The sequence below is a fragment of the Xanthomonas sp. NCPPB 901 genome (genome assembly GCF_056725085.1).
The window spans coordinates 178,636-192,034 of the sequence record NZ_CM161511.1 but is presented as its reverse complement, the minus strand read 5'-3'; the positions used below and the strand labels follow the sequence as shown (position 1 = coordinate 192,034).

Below are 13,399 nucleotides of genomic sequence, written 5' to 3'. Positions count from 1 at the left end.
CACGAAACCTTGGAGAGCGTTCCGATGCACGCCTACGACATCGAACCCGGAGACTGGCACGGCGGCGCGCCCGTTGCCGACAGCGACGGCTGGTGCTTCGGCCTGCCGCCGGGCATCGCCGCGGCGCAATGGCCGCTGGATCCGTGGAGCGGCTATCCGATGCAGCACGGCTTCACCCTGCGGCTGCCACCGGACTACCGCGTGCACGGCCCGGACATCGTCGCGGTGTCGTTCTTCGCCACCGCGCCGGACCATAACGACGGCGGCCCGGCCGGAACAGTGGACGGGATGCACGCCGCGATCGCCACGCCCGCGCAGGCGCTGGCCGACCCGGCACTGCAACCGTTCCGCGAACGCGCGCTGCAGGCCCACCCGAGGCTGCGGCGCATGCAGGACCTTCTGGACTGCGCCTATGCGCTGATCCTGCTGCGGCAGGAAGAGGTGGATGGCGCGCCATGCCGGCCGCCGCCGCTGGTGGACAGCCCGTTGCTGCAGCAGACGCCGCCGCCGGAATGGCTGCAGGTCGGAAGCGCGACAGTATGCGAGGCGTGGGACGCGCGCAGCGCGCCGCTGCCGCAGGCGCCGGACCGTTTCGCCCTGCATCGTCCGCTGCGGCTGCGCCTGCGCGAGCACGATCCCAATGCCGGGGTGCCGCCGCGCGAGACAGTCGGCGACGCGCCCGATCCCGGCGGCTATCAGCCGTTCTACTACTGGAAGGACGGCGTGGTCAGCCGCGAGCACTACCGAGAACACGACTGGGCCGCCGGCCACGCCATCAACCACCTCGGCGGCACCATGCGCCCGGTACAGGGCATCCCCGACTTCAGCCCGTACTACATCGAGTTCGACGAGGCCTTCGGCGGCTACAACTTCGGCGGCGGCATCGCGCAACTGGACATCCAGGGCCTGCGATTGGACTGGGCCTGCGACTGAGGTCGCCGAGCCGGGCGACGCTTGCGCGGCGGCGCATCTCACTGCCCCGCCGCGCAACCCCCACCCTGTTCCGCGCACACCTTCATGGCCCGTTGCAGTTCGGCCTCGGTCAGCTGCGGCGGCGGCCGCGCGATGGCGGCCTGGACCTGGTCAGGGCCGCCGGTCAGCGCGTGCAGGCCCTTGGCCGCCTTGCCGGCCAGGTAGTAGACGCCGAGCGCGATGTAGCCGCCACTCTGGCTGACCTGCTCCACCGAGGGCGGCGGCCGCCAGTCCTTGTCGAAGCGGTTGGGCGGTGGGGTCACCGGATTCTTGAACCGGTACAGGTCCAGCGGCTCGCCCTCGTCCGGCGGCAGCGCGCGTACTTCGCCGAGCGTCTGGATGTCGTCCTTGGCAGCGTCGGTGGCCGGCGGCGTGGCGACCGATGCCGCGGGCGGCGCGGCGGCATCGGTCGCAGGCGCGGCCTGTTGCGCCTGCGCCTGTACGCACGCCGCCAGCAACGCGACGGCCAGCACCGCGCGCAGGCGCCGGCCGATCGGATCCGCTGTGTCCATGCTGTCCATGGCGCCCGAGCTTACGGACGCGGCGCGGTCATCTCTAGCGCGCCCGCGCCGCCGTTCACGTCGGCGACAGCGGCCGCAGGCACAGCCAGATCGCGCACCAGTGCGCCAGTGCGCCGCCGAGCACGTGCGCATGCCAGATCGCGCGGTTGTAGAGCATCGACTTGCGCACGTAGAAGGCCACGCCCACCGTGTAGATCGCCCCGCCAGCGGCGATCAACCACAGCACCGGGGTGTCCAGCCCAGCCACGATCGGCTTGACCGCGACCATCCCGGCCCAGCCCAGCAACAGGTAGATCGCCACCCAGAAGCCCTTGGCGATGCCGGGCAGGAACAGCTTGGCGAACACCCCGAACAACGCCACGCCCCATACCGCCAGGGTCATCGACCAGACCCAGGCACCGGACAGCGCCAGCACGAAGAACGGCGTGTAGGAGCCGGCGATCATCACGAAGATGCCGGCGTGGTCGAGCTTGCGCAGCACCGGTTGGCGCTGCGGCGGGGCGAAGTTGTACGCCGCCGAGCAGGCGAACATGGTCAGCAGGCCCAGCGCGTAGATGCTGGTGGCCACGATCAGCGCGTCGTTGGCATGGGCGCGCCAGACCAGCAGCGCGCCGCCGACCACGGCCAGCAGCAGGCCGGCGGCGTGCACGAGCAGGTCGGCGCGGCGGGCGGCGGCGCTGCGGTAGTGCGGGACTGGCGGGGAAGTCGATGCGGGCAAGGCGATCTTCGGCACTTCGGGAAGGGCATGCCGTGGTGCTGGGGGGACGCACAGGATACGCGTCCGGCCCCGTGCGCTGCAGCGCCGGCGCTTATCGGTGCCTGCAGGCAGGTACGGCTGTACCGTCGCCGTCGCGCATGGGCGCGATGCTTGAAGCCTTCACAGGGCCGGGTTTACATTCTGCCCGACCGATGGAAGGAGCCACGCCGATGACCGCGCCGCGACGGCTGCTGTCCCTCCTGCATCCTCTCCCGTTCGCCTTGCTTGCAGGATGTGCCATGACCGAGCCCCCTGTGTCCGAAGCCCAGTTCGCCCAGCGCGTCGAGACGCTGCTCGGTGGACGCGACGCGACGATCGTGGAAGCCGCCAAGCTGACCGATTTCCCCTGGACGTCGTTGTGCTTCGAGCGCCACGACACCCTGCAATTGCGGTTCAAGGACGATGCGCACGAACGCGTGCTGTCGTTGCCCTATACGCAGTTCTTCGTCGACGAGGCGCATGTGCCGCAGTCGCTGGAGGACGCATGCGTCACGCCCGATCAACGCATTCTCATCCGCAAGAAGTATCCCGATTACACAGGCCCGATCGAGTTCCTGAAGCCAGCGGAGCGCTGAGCATGGTCGACATCACCGATCCCAGGGGCGCCAAGCGCGAGATCGAGCAGGAAGCGTATCGGCACTATGAGCAGCTCAGCGGCGTCCATCTGGCGCGCCGCGCCGATGGCAGCATCCAGCCGCAGGGCCACAACGACGCGCTGGATGCGTTCCGTCATGCCTATACCAGCGGACGCGTCACCCAGATCGCTTTCGGCCAGCAATGGATCGCGCGCAAGTTCGGCAACGATGCCGAGATCGGCCCGGCCCATCGGAACGATCCCTACGAACACCGCATGGATCTGTGGAACAACGAGGCCGGCCGACGCATCGGCGACCGCACTGCCGGCGCCGACGCACTGGCTCGGGAGACCTACGCCGCGCTGCAGCGCGGCGACCTCGTGAAAGGACTGGACGATCCGCGGCTGAAGCAGCTCTATCCTGAAGATCCGCGTCTGACGTTGGCCGCGGGAGACCCGCAACGCGACCTCGTCGATCAGGCGGCCGTCGACCGGATCAATCGCGACGTGGCCAAGCTGCAGGATCGGGCCCTGGACCGGTTTCCGCCGCACCATCCGGATCGCGCCTACTTCGATGCCTTGCGCGATCGCCTGCCTGGGAGCATCTCCGATACGAAGGTGGCGCAGGCGCTCGTCGCCGCCAAGACCGCCGGTATCGCGCGGGTCGACCAGCTCGGGGCGGTGACGCTGCAAGAGGATCAGATCTTCATTGCAGGCCGGACGCCGGGATTTCGCGCGCAGGTGGACGCCCAGACCCAGGCACCGCCGATCCGCGACAGCGCGTCTCAGGCCGAACAGCAGCACGCCGTGCAGACCTACGAGCAAGCGCAGCCTCCGACCCAGGGACAGGCGCGCGGCTACTAGCGGCCAACGTGCGCGCAGCGCGACCGCGCTGGCGCTACGTCGCAGCCAAGCGGCCCGCCCCTTGCCAATCCCCGGTCGCCCGGCAAACCGTCGCCGCGCAAGCACCCCGCCTGAATCCGCTCAGCCTGTGCGCCTCGCCTCGGCGGTCGCCGTCTCATACCCTGAGACGCGATTTCGCTTCCCTGTTCCGCTTTGAGAGCCGTGCCGATGCCCGCCCACGCCCTAGCCCCGCGCACCGAGGACGCCGAGCGCGCCCTGTCCACCACCGACGGGATGCCCTCGCGCGACGGCGCCCTGCTCAGCGCGCGGCTGGAGCGCCGCTACCACGACCGCATCACCGGCAGCTTCACCATTCCCGGCCAGGCCGGCCGCTACGCGCCGATCCCGGACGACGTGCCGCCGGCCCTGGCCGCCGCACTGCGCGAACGCGGCATCGCGCAGCTGTACAGCCACCAGGCCGAGGCCTGGGACGCCGCGCAGCGCGGCGAGCACGTGGCCATCGTCACCCCCACCGCCTCGGGCAAGTCGCTGTGCTACACGCTGCCGGTGGTGGCCGCGGCGATGACCGCGCAGGCCAAGGCGCTGTACCTGTTCCCGACCAAGGCGCTGGCGCAGGACCAGGTCGCCGAGCTGCTGGACCTCAACCGCGCCGGCGACCTGGGGGTGAAGGCCTTCACCTTCGACGGCGACACCCCGGGCGATGCGCGCCAGGCGATCCGCCTGCACGGCGACATCGTGGTCAGCAACCCGGACATGCTGCACCAGGCGATCCTGCCGCATCACACCAAGTGGGCGCAGTTCTTCGAGAACCTGCGCTACGTGGTGATCGACGAGATCCATACCTACCGCGGCGTGTTCGGCAGCCATGTCGCCAACGTGCTGCGCCGGCTCAAGCGCATCTGCGCGTTCTACGGGGCCACGCCGCAGTTCATCCTGTGCTCGGCCACCATCGGCAACCCGCGTGCGCACGCCGAGGCGCTGATCGAGCAGCGCGTGCACGCCATCACCGACTCCGGCGCGCCCAGCGGCGACAAGCACGTGCTGCTGTGGAATCCGCCGGTGGTCAACGCCGACCTGGGCCTGCGCGCCTCGGCGCGCTCGCAGAGCAACCGCATCGCCCGCATCGCGATCAAGTCCGGGCTGAAGACCCTGGTGTTCGCGCAGACCCGGCTGATGGTGGAGGTGCTGACCAAGTACCTGAAGGACATCTTCGACCACGACCCGCGCAAGCCGCCGCGCATCCGCGCCTACCGCGGCGGCTACCTGCCCAGCGAGCGCCGCGAGGCCGAGCGGGCGATGCGCGCCGGCAGCATCGACGGCATCGTCTCCACCTCGGCGCTGGAGCTGGGCGTGGACATCGGCGCGCTGGACGTGGTGGTGCTCAACGGCTATCCCGGCAGCGTCGCCGCCACCTGGCAGCGCTTCGGCCGCGCCGGGCGCCGCCAGCAGCCGGCGCTGGGCGTGCTGGTGGCCAGCTCGCAACCGCTGGACCAGTACGTGGTGCGGCATCCGGACTTCTTCGCCGACGCCTCGCCCGAGCACGCGCGCATCGCCCCGGACCAGCCGCTGATCCTGTTCGACCACATCCGCTGCGCCGCGTTCGAACTGACCTTCGTCGCCGGCGAGGCGTTCGGGCCGGTCGACCCGGCGGTGTTCCTGGAAGCGCTGGCCGAAAGCGAGGTGGTGCACCAGGAAGGCGACCGCTGGGAGTGGATCGCCGACAGCTACCCGGCCAATGCGGTAAGCCTGCGCTCGGTGGCCGACGGCAACTTCGTGGTGGTGGACAAGACCGACGGCAAGCAGCAGATCATCGCCGAGGTGGACTATTCCGCCGCCGCGCTGACCCTGTACGAAGGCGCCATCCACATGGTGCAGAGCACGCCGTACCAGGTGGAAAAGCTGGACTGGGAAGGCCGCAAGGCCTACGTCACCCGCACCCACGTGGACTACTACACCGACAGCATCGACTTCACCAAGCTCAAGGTGCTGGACCGCTTCGACGGCGGCGCGGCCGGCCGCGGCGACGCGCACCACGGCGAGGTGCACGTGGTGCGGCGCGTGGCCGGCTACAAGAAGATCCGCTACTACACCCACGAGAACATCGGCTACGGCCCGGTCAACCTGCCCGACCAGGAGCTGCACACCACCGCGGTGTGGTGGCAGTTGCCGCAGGCCACCCTGCTCAAGGCGTTCGGCAGCAAGCAGGACGCGCTGGACGGCTTCCTTGGCGCGGCCTACGCGCTGCACGTGGTCGCCACGGTGGCGGTGATGGCCGACGCGCGCGACCTGCAGCAGGCGGTAGGCGACGGCGATGGCGCCTGGTTCGCGGTGGCCGACGCCAAGGGCCGCGGCCAGTTGCGCGGCGGCGACAGCGGCGAGCCGGCCAGCGTCGAACTGCAGCAGTTCGTGCCCACCGTGTACCTGTACGACAACTTCCCCGGCGGCGTCGGCCTGAGCGAGCCGTTGTGGCGGCGCCAGGCCGAACTGGTGCAGCGCGCGCGCGAACTGGTGCAGGGCTGCGACTGCGTGGCCGGCTGCCCGGCCTGCGTCGGCCCGGTGCTGGCCGCGCAGGAAGCCAGCGCGACCACGCCCAGGGCGCTGGCGCTGCGCGTGCTGCAGTTGTTGCTGGACGACCTGGACGATGCGGCGCTGGACGCGCACGGCGCGATCACCATCGCCACCGATGCCGATGCCGATGCCGACGCGCTGCCGGAGTGGAGCGCATGAGCATCAGCCTGGAGCGCCTGCGCGCGCTGCGCCGGCAGGCCGGCGACGCCAGCGCCGAGCGCAGGCCGGCGTCCTCCGGCAGCCCCAGCGCGGCCGACGCGCCTCGCGCCTCGCGCACGGACGCGGTCGCGGCGGCGCCCACGCAGGCACCGCGGCAGGCAGCGGCACAACCGCGCGCCGTCGCAGCGCCTGCCGCCGCGACGGCGGCGGCAGGCAGTCGCGCCACTCCCGCGCGCGGCGGCACCGACACCGCCGTGGCGCCGCCCATCGCCATCGCCCCATTCGACCGCGGTGGGACCGATGTGTCTGCGTTGCGGCGCCTGCTCGGCCTGCGCGAGCGCGCGGTCGCGCCCGCCGCCGCGGCGGCCGCACGCAGGCCGGCGGCGGCGCCGGACCGGCATCTGCCCGGCGTGGAGATCGCCCCCGGCTTGCACCTGATCGAGGCGTTCCTGCCGCAGCCGGTCCCGGCCGGCGCACTGTCGCTGGCCTTCGCCCGCCGCGAGGACGCGGTGGCGCCGACCGACCTGCTGTTCTTCGACACCGAGACCACCGGCCTGGCCGGCGGCACCGGCACCCGCGCCTTCATGATCGGCGCGGCCGACTGGACCGTGCATCCGGCCGATGGCCCGGGCCTGCGCATCCGCCAGTTGCTGATGGCCACGATGGGCGCGGAGAAGGCGATGCTGGAAGCGTTCCGCGCCTGGCTGCGGCCAGGCACGGTGCTGTCCAGCTACAACGGCCGCTGCTACGACGCGCCGTTGCTGAAGACCCGCTACCGGCTGGCGCGCTGCGCCGATCCGCTGTCGGCGCTGGACCACGTGGACCTGCTGCATCCCACCCGCCGCCGCTACCGCGGCACCTGGGAGAACTGCAAGCTCGCCACCATCGAGCGGCAGTTGCTGCGCGTGGTGCGCGAGGACGACCTGCCCGGTGCCGAAGCGCCGGCGGCGTGGCTGGGCTACCTGCGCGGCGGCAGCGCGCGCAACCTGCGCCGCGTCGCCGCGCACAACCACCAGGACGTGGTCACGCTGGCGCTACTGCTGCAGCGCCTGGTCGCCGCCGAGGCCGAAGAGCGTGCGCTGGCGGCTGCTTCGGCGTAGTCGCTGCACGTAGCCGGCGGAATCACTCCAGCCGTTGCGCGCTGCCGGCGACGATGGCCGCATCGAGCAGGCGGTCGACCTCGCGATCGATCTGCGCGCTCAATTCGCCCTGGCGTGCGCCCAGTTCGCCCTGCTGCCGGCCCAGCGCGGCCTGCTGTTCGCCGAGCGCGCGCATCTTCGCCGACAGCGCGTCCTGGCGCTGCGCAAGCGCCGCCTGGGCATTCGCCTGCGCCTTGGCAGCGACGGCGTCCATGTCGATGCGCGCCAGCGCCCGCGCCGCGGCCTCCTGCGCCAGCTTGCCCTGTTCCCGGCCCAGCTCGCCCTGCTCGCGGCCCAGTGCCCCCTGGCGCTTGCCGAGCTCGCCCTGCTGTGCACCCAGTTTGCCGATCGGCTCGAACAGCGCGTCGAAGCGTGCCAGCAGCGCAGGATCGTGCACCACATAACGCTTGCCGCCGCGGCGGAACCACAGGCCATCGCCCTGGGTCTCGCGCTTCATGCTGGCGAGTTCGTCGCTGCTGCCACTCATCGTCGAATGGTTGCCCTTGACCCGGACATACGACTGTTCGATTTGGCCGTTGTGGGTCTTCTGCATCGACCGCGTGCTGATCCGCGAGCCGATGGCCGGCGGAGCAGCCGGGACGGCCGGTGCCGGGGGCGCAAGCGGCGCGGGCGGCGGCAACGGTGCGGCCGGCGGCGGCGCGCGACGCGAGGTCGTCGCAGAAGCGGCGGAGGTGGCAGACATCGCCGAGGTCGCCGCACGCGGCGGCAGCGGCGTCCCGGGCACGTTGGCGGCACGGGCAGCGGCGCCGTCATCCATGGCCGTGTCGTTGTCCGTGTCCGCATCATCGGCGGCGTCGGCCGCCTTCTCCGCTGCTTCGGCGGCTGCATCGGCAGCTGCCTCGGCGGCCTCGGCAGCCGCATCGGCCGCCTCGGCTGCGGCGTCGGCCTCGGCGGCGGTCGGTGCCGCTGCATGAGCGGAACCCGACTTGCTGGCAGGCGCGACGGAATGGCCGGGCTGCGCCACCAGGCGCAACGGCGCCACGCCAAGCACGGTCACTGCGGTCAGGATCAGGGCCGCGCCCAGGCGCGGAAAAGCGGACGTGGTCTGCAGCATCAGCAATCTCCGTTTCAGGCTCAGGAAGGTCGGCGAAGCGCTGGCCAGGCCAGCGCTGGGCCGCGGCGCCACGCCCAGCTGCACCAGCAGCCGTGCGTAGTCGTGACGGCAATGGCGGTGACCTGCGACCACCGCCGCATCGCAGGCCGCCTCGCGGGCCAGGGCGTACTCGCGCCCGGCCAGGTGCACCAGCGGATGGAAGAAGAACAGGTGCTGCGCCAGCGCCGGCAGCAGGCCCCACCACAGGTCGCGGCGCTGCAGGTGCACCAGCTCGTGGGTCAGCGCCATGTCCAGATCGTCGGCGCGCAGGCTGGCCATGCGCCGCGCCGGCAGCAGCAGCACCGGCCGCCACGGCCCGATCAGCTGCGGCGAATCGGTGTGCGCGCACAGCCGCAGCTGTGGCGGCCGGCGCAGGCCGTGGGCCTCGGCCGCCAGGCGCAGCGCGCCGAGCAGGGCGGCGTCGGTGCACGGCGCCGCCGCGCGGGCACGCTGGCGGCTGCGGCGGTAGGCCAGGACGCTGTGCGCACTGCAGACCAGCACCCCGGCCAGCCACAGCGCCACCAGCGCCTGCGCCCAGGGCAAGGCCGCGGCGGAGGCCGGGGCCGACGGCACGGCGATCGGAGACATGGCGGTGGCGACCGTGGCGTTGACGTTGACCTGCATGGCGGCCCGCGTTGCCCCGGTCGCGGTCGCGGTCGGCATCGTGTCGCGTGAGGCCGGCGTTGGCAGCGTGGCGACCATCGCCACCGGTGCGGCGACCGTCGCCGACGCCGGCGTGGCGGGCAGCACCGGCAAGTGCACCGCACCGGCCCACAGCAAGCCGAGCACGCCCTGCGCCGCGACCAGCCACCACAGCCGGCAGCGCGTGGCCGCCGGCAGGGTCGGCAGCCAGCGGCACAGCGCCCAGATCAGCGCGACCAGCACCACCGTCTGCACGCTGGTCGCCAGCAGCCGCGACAGCAGACCTTCGAACACGTCCGTCCCCAACAGGCTGTGCATGGCTCAGTCCTCCCGCCGTTGCGATTGCAGTTTGGCCACCAGGGCCTCCAGTTCGGCCAGCTCCGCGTCGCTGACCTCGGCGCGCTGCGACATCCACGCCACGAACGGCGATACCGAACCCTGCAGGGTCTTCTCGACGAAGCTGCCGACCGCGCTGCGCACCACGTCGTCCTGGCCGCTGGTGGCGGCGTAGCGGTACACCCCCTGCACCTGGCGGCGGCGCAGATAGGCCTTGGCGCGCAGGCGCTCCATCATCGTCAGCACCGTCGAGCGCGCCAGCCCGCGCGCCTCGCCGAACCCGGCGGCGACCTCGCCGACGCTGGCATCGCCCTGTTCGGCGATGTACTGCAGCAGGGCCAGTTCCTGATCCCCGATCGATTTGCGGCGCATCCGTCCACTCCGATGACTACACGTGTCGGCAAAACTACCCGTGACGACAAGTGTCGTCAATAGGTCGCAGGTCATGGAGCCGGCGGTCGGCGCCAGGCCTGACGCTGGCGTCCGTCCGCGCGGCCGGCAGCGCCCATCGCATGCCGGCGGATGCCGGTTCCGGCCGGGGCATTCGGTCGTCCATGCCGCGCGCACGCGTGCGGCGCGAAGTCCGCACCCACCGCCACCATGCACGCAGCCGCGGTAGACGCGCGCTGCGATCCGACGCTGTTCGTGCAGCCCCACGCACGCCCTATACCCAGGTATCGCCGCACATGCGCGTGGCAGGCAGGGCTGTACCAACGCGCAATGGTGCAAGCGCACATGCGATGCAAGAATTTCCTGCATCGCTTCACGTCGCTGTCGTCACCTCGGGAAGCGCGCTGTGGCGCGGATGTGCCGTTCGCCTCCACCGATCCGGAGCGGGCCGCCGCTGCCGCGCGCCATCGCCGTGATCCGCGCCGCACCGCGGCGCCCTGCCATCGCAAACACACAGCCAGCCGGGCGCCGCCGCGACGCGGCGGTCCTGCGCTGGGCGAGTGTCTGCGCCACCTCACCCACTCCACGCCGGATCCGACCATGACCGCGATGTCCTCCCGCCTCCACGCCGCCCTGCCGCCGTCCGCACCGCATCGTTCCCCGCGGGCGTGCACGCCGTCGTTGCTGTCCGCAACGCTGGGCGCCTGCCTCGCCGCCGCCTCTGCGCACGCCGCGGAGGCGGCCGCCAACGTCGACGCCGACAGCGCGCCGACCACGCTGTCCGCGCTGGACGTGGTGGCCTCGCCGCATGCGGCGGCGGTGGCGCCCACCCAGGTGGTCGGCCCGAACCGCTATGTGATCAATGCCGGCGACATGGACGCCGACATCGCCGGCAGCAACGGCCTGGCGCGGCTGAAGACCGTGCCCGGCGCCAGCTATACCGCCACCGATGGCCTGGGCCTGGACGTCTCGGCCACCAGCCTGTTCGTGCGCGGCTTCCGCATGAACGAAATGGGCATCACCTTCGAAGGCGTGCCGTTGAACGACAGCGGTTTCCTGTCGTTGACCGGGACCAGCGTGGTCAACGTCGGCGTGCCGGATGCGATCGGCAGCATCACCGTCAGCCCGGGCGCGGCACCGGTGAGCGTGTTCTCCAGCAGCGCCAACGGCGGGGCGCTGGAGTATCGCCTGGGCGATCCCAAGGACACGCCCGGCCTGCGCCTGAAGCAAGGGCTGGGCAGCGACGCGACCCGGGTCACCACGGTCTCTGCGCAGAGCGGGCAACTCGGCGCCGATGGCCCGAAGGTGCAGGTCGACCTGCAGCGACTGGGCGCCGACAAGTACCAGGGCGGCGGCACCCAGCGCTTCCTGCGCGGCGACCTGAAGGCGACGCAGGACGTGGCCTGGGGCACGTTCACGCTGTTCCTGTCCGCCAGCCATGCGGCGATGTGGGGCTACAACAACCTGTCCTTCGACATGCTCGGCAAGCTCGGCTGGCGCGCCGACAGCTTCTATCCCGACTACGCCAGGGCCTATGCCGTCGCCCTGCCGCAGAACGCCGGCGCCTCCTGCGGCGCCTATACATGCGGCACGCTGGCCGGGCTGTTGCCGTACGACACCGGCCAGGTCACCGACGACCGCATCGCCTCGCTTGCGCACGACTTCCATATCTCCGACGCGCTCAGCGGACGCGTGCAGGTCTACGGCGCACGCAGCCGCACCCACGCCACGCTGAGCGATCCGACCACGCCCTCGCCCAACGGTGCACCGTTCTCCGAGCAGGTGCAGGCGCCGCGCCTGCAACGCGCCGGCGGCCTGTTCAGCCTGACCTATCTGCACGGCCGGCACACGCTCAGCGCCGGCCTCTGGCAGGAGCAAAGCAACGCCGACGCGGCGACCGCGTGGTACACCGAGCCGCTGCTGGGGCAGGGCCGGCCGCTGCGCACCACCGGGCCGTGGGACACGTACGGCCCGGCGTTCAAGACCGACAACGTCTCGCACTGGACGACCCGCGCGCGCCAGGCCTACGTGCACGACGACATCGCGCTGAGCGACACCCTGGTGCTGGGCCTGGGCGCCAAGGCGGTGGATTTCCGCACCAGCGGCGGCGGTGTCGGCGATGCGCCGGACCGGCCGGCGGCCGGCACGCTGCGCGCCAGGAGCGCGTTCCTGCCACACCTGTCGCTGTTCTGGAGTCCGACCGCGCAGACCGATGGCTTCATCGACCTGGGCAGCGCCATGAACGGCTTCCGCGTCGCCCAGCGCGGCAACATCGGCTACACCGCCTCGGCCTGGACCGTCCCCGACCAGGCCACCTTCGATCGCCTGGCCGGCCACCTGCAGCCGGAGCAGGACTGGAACCTCACCCTCGGCGGCACCCATCGCTTCGACCGCGCCACCGTCACCGCGGACGTGTTCTACGGCGACATCCGCCATCGCCTGCTGTCGGCCGCCGTCGGCACCCAGTTCGCGCAGGTCAATACCGTGCAGGTGATGCCGAAGATGCACACGTTCGGCGCCGACCTCGGCGTGACCGTCGACCTGACGCCGCACCTGCAGTTCTACCAGGGCGTGGCGCTGGCGCGCTCGGTCTACGACCGCGCCATCGTCGTCGACGGCAGCGTCTATCCGATCCAGGGCAAGGCGCAGCCGGGCTATCCGCAAGTGTCGCTGGTCAGCGACCTGTCGGCGCATCTGCGCCACTGGCGGCTCGGCGCCACCAGCACCGAATACCTGCATCAGCCCTTCACCTACGAGAACGACCTGCGCGTGCCGGCGTTCTGGCAGGTCAACGCGTACACGGCCTACACGCTGGGCCAGGACAGCCCGCTGCCGGGCCTGGAACTGCGCCTGGACGTGAGCAACCTGCTCGACCGCCACAACATCGGCACCGCCAACATCGCCGGCTCGGCGTTCGCCGGCGACTACCAGACGCTGCAAAGCAGCGCGCCGCGGCAAGTGCTGTTCAGCACGTCGCTGGCGTTCTGAGCGCCAGCACAGGTGCGCCCGCCGGCGGGCGCGCATGCATGCGGCCCACACGGCGTTCACGTCGGTGCCACGCTGGCGCGACTAGAAGTTTGCGCAACGGTCCGCCGACGCATGCCGCGTCCGTCGGCTTCGCCGCCGCGCTGCGGCGCGCCCTCCACGACCGCAGCGGCTTCTGGACGACAGGACATCGGCATGAGCGACGACACCCGCAACACCGGTTCGCCGGACCGCGACCGCATCAACCTCCACGAAGACTACGAAGTGCGTTACTGGACGCAGGCGCTGGGCGTGTCCGCCGAGGAACTGCGCGCCGCGGTGCAGGCGGTGGGCAGCAGCGCCGCGGCGGTACGCGCGCACTTGCGCAAGTAGCCGCGG

At 71.6% G+C, this 13,399-nt stretch carries 9 protein-coding genes and 2 pseudogenes; 7 read left to right on the top strand and 4 right to left on the bottom strand.

What is annotated here, in order from left to right; all coding sequences use genetic code 11:
- Positions 1-24 precede the first annotated feature (24 nt).
- A complete protein-coding gene (locus tag AC1PME_RS00775) occupies positions 25-933 on the top strand; it encodes a hypothetical protein (RefSeq protein WP_481097004.1) in 909 nt (302 codons plus the stop codon).
- A gap of 38 nt (positions 934-971) precedes the next feature.
- On the opposite strand, the gene AC1PME_RS00770 is transcribed toward AC1PME_RS00775, so the two are convergent.
- Together AC1PME_RS00770 and trhA are read right to left on the bottom strand one after the other, a co-directional pair.
- Positions 972-1,484, bottom strand: coding sequence for a hypothetical protein (locus tag AC1PME_RS00770; protein WP_307547677.1), 513 nt, complete (start codon positions 1,482-1,484; stop codon positions 972-974).
- Between the two features lie 64 nt (positions 1,485-1,548).
- Complete coding sequence (gene trhA / locus AC1PME_RS00765; protein WP_481097003.1) at positions 1,549-2,211, bottom strand: PAQR family membrane homeostasis protein TrhA; 663 nt, start codon at positions 2,209-2,211, stop codon at positions 1,549-1,551.
- Positions 2,212-2,489: 278 nt separating this feature from the next.
- Between trhA and AC1PME_RS00760 the strand changes: the two genes are divergently transcribed.
- The 4 genes and pseudogenes from AC1PME_RS00760 to AC1PME_RS00745 form a co-directional block, all read left to right on the top strand.
- Positions 2,490-2,825 carry a hypothetical protein gene (locus AC1PME_RS00760; RefSeq protein ID WP_254459834.1) on the top strand — a complete coding sequence of 112 codons (336 nt, stop codon included), beginning with the start codon at positions 2,490-2,492 and terminating at the stop codon, positions 2,823-2,825.
- A 2-nt stretch (positions 2,826-2,827) separates the two neighbouring features.
- Complete coding sequence (locus AC1PME_RS00755; protein ID WP_481097002.1) at positions 2,828-3,688, top strand: DUF6973 domain-containing protein; 861 nt, start codon at positions 2,828-2,830, stop codon at positions 3,686-3,688.
- A 207-nt stretch (positions 3,689-3,895) separates the two neighbouring features.
- A complete protein-coding gene (locus AC1PME_RS00750) occupies positions 3,896-6,415 on the top strand; it encodes a DEAD/DEAH box helicase (RefSeq protein WP_481097001.1) in 2,520 nt (839 codons plus the stop codon).
- Positions 6,416-6,726: 311 nt separating this feature from the next.
- Positions 6,727-7,515: pseudogene (locus AC1PME_RS00745) on the top strand (ribonuclease H-like domain-containing protein); the annotation flags it as partial.
- Positions 7,516-8,362: 847 nt separating this feature from the next.
- On the opposite strand, the pseudogene AC1PME_RS00740 reads toward AC1PME_RS00745, so the two are convergent.
- Positions 8,363-9,628: pseudogene (locus tag AC1PME_RS00740) on the bottom strand (M56 family metallopeptidase); the annotation flags it as partial.
- A 3-nt stretch (positions 9,629-9,631) separates the two neighbouring features.
- Entirely contained in the window at positions 9,632-10,018 is a 387-nt protein-coding gene (locus AC1PME_RS00735; protein WP_254459829.1) for a BlaI/MecI/CopY family transcriptional regulator, read from the bottom strand.
- 627 nt (positions 10,019-10,645) lie between these two features.
- Between AC1PME_RS00735 and AC1PME_RS00730 the strand changes: the two genes are divergently transcribed.
- Positions 10,646-13,024, top strand: a complete 2,379-nt coding sequence (locus AC1PME_RS00730; protein ID WP_481097000.1) for a TonB-dependent receptor — start codon at positions 10,646-10,648, stop codon at positions 13,022-13,024.
- A 192-nt stretch (positions 13,025-13,216) separates the two neighbouring features.
- Positions 13,217-13,393, top strand: coding sequence for a DUF3606 domain-containing protein (locus AC1PME_RS00725; protein ID WP_160964736.1), 177 nt, complete (start codon positions 13,217-13,219; stop codon positions 13,391-13,393).
- Positions 13,394-13,399 lie beyond the last annotated feature (6 nt).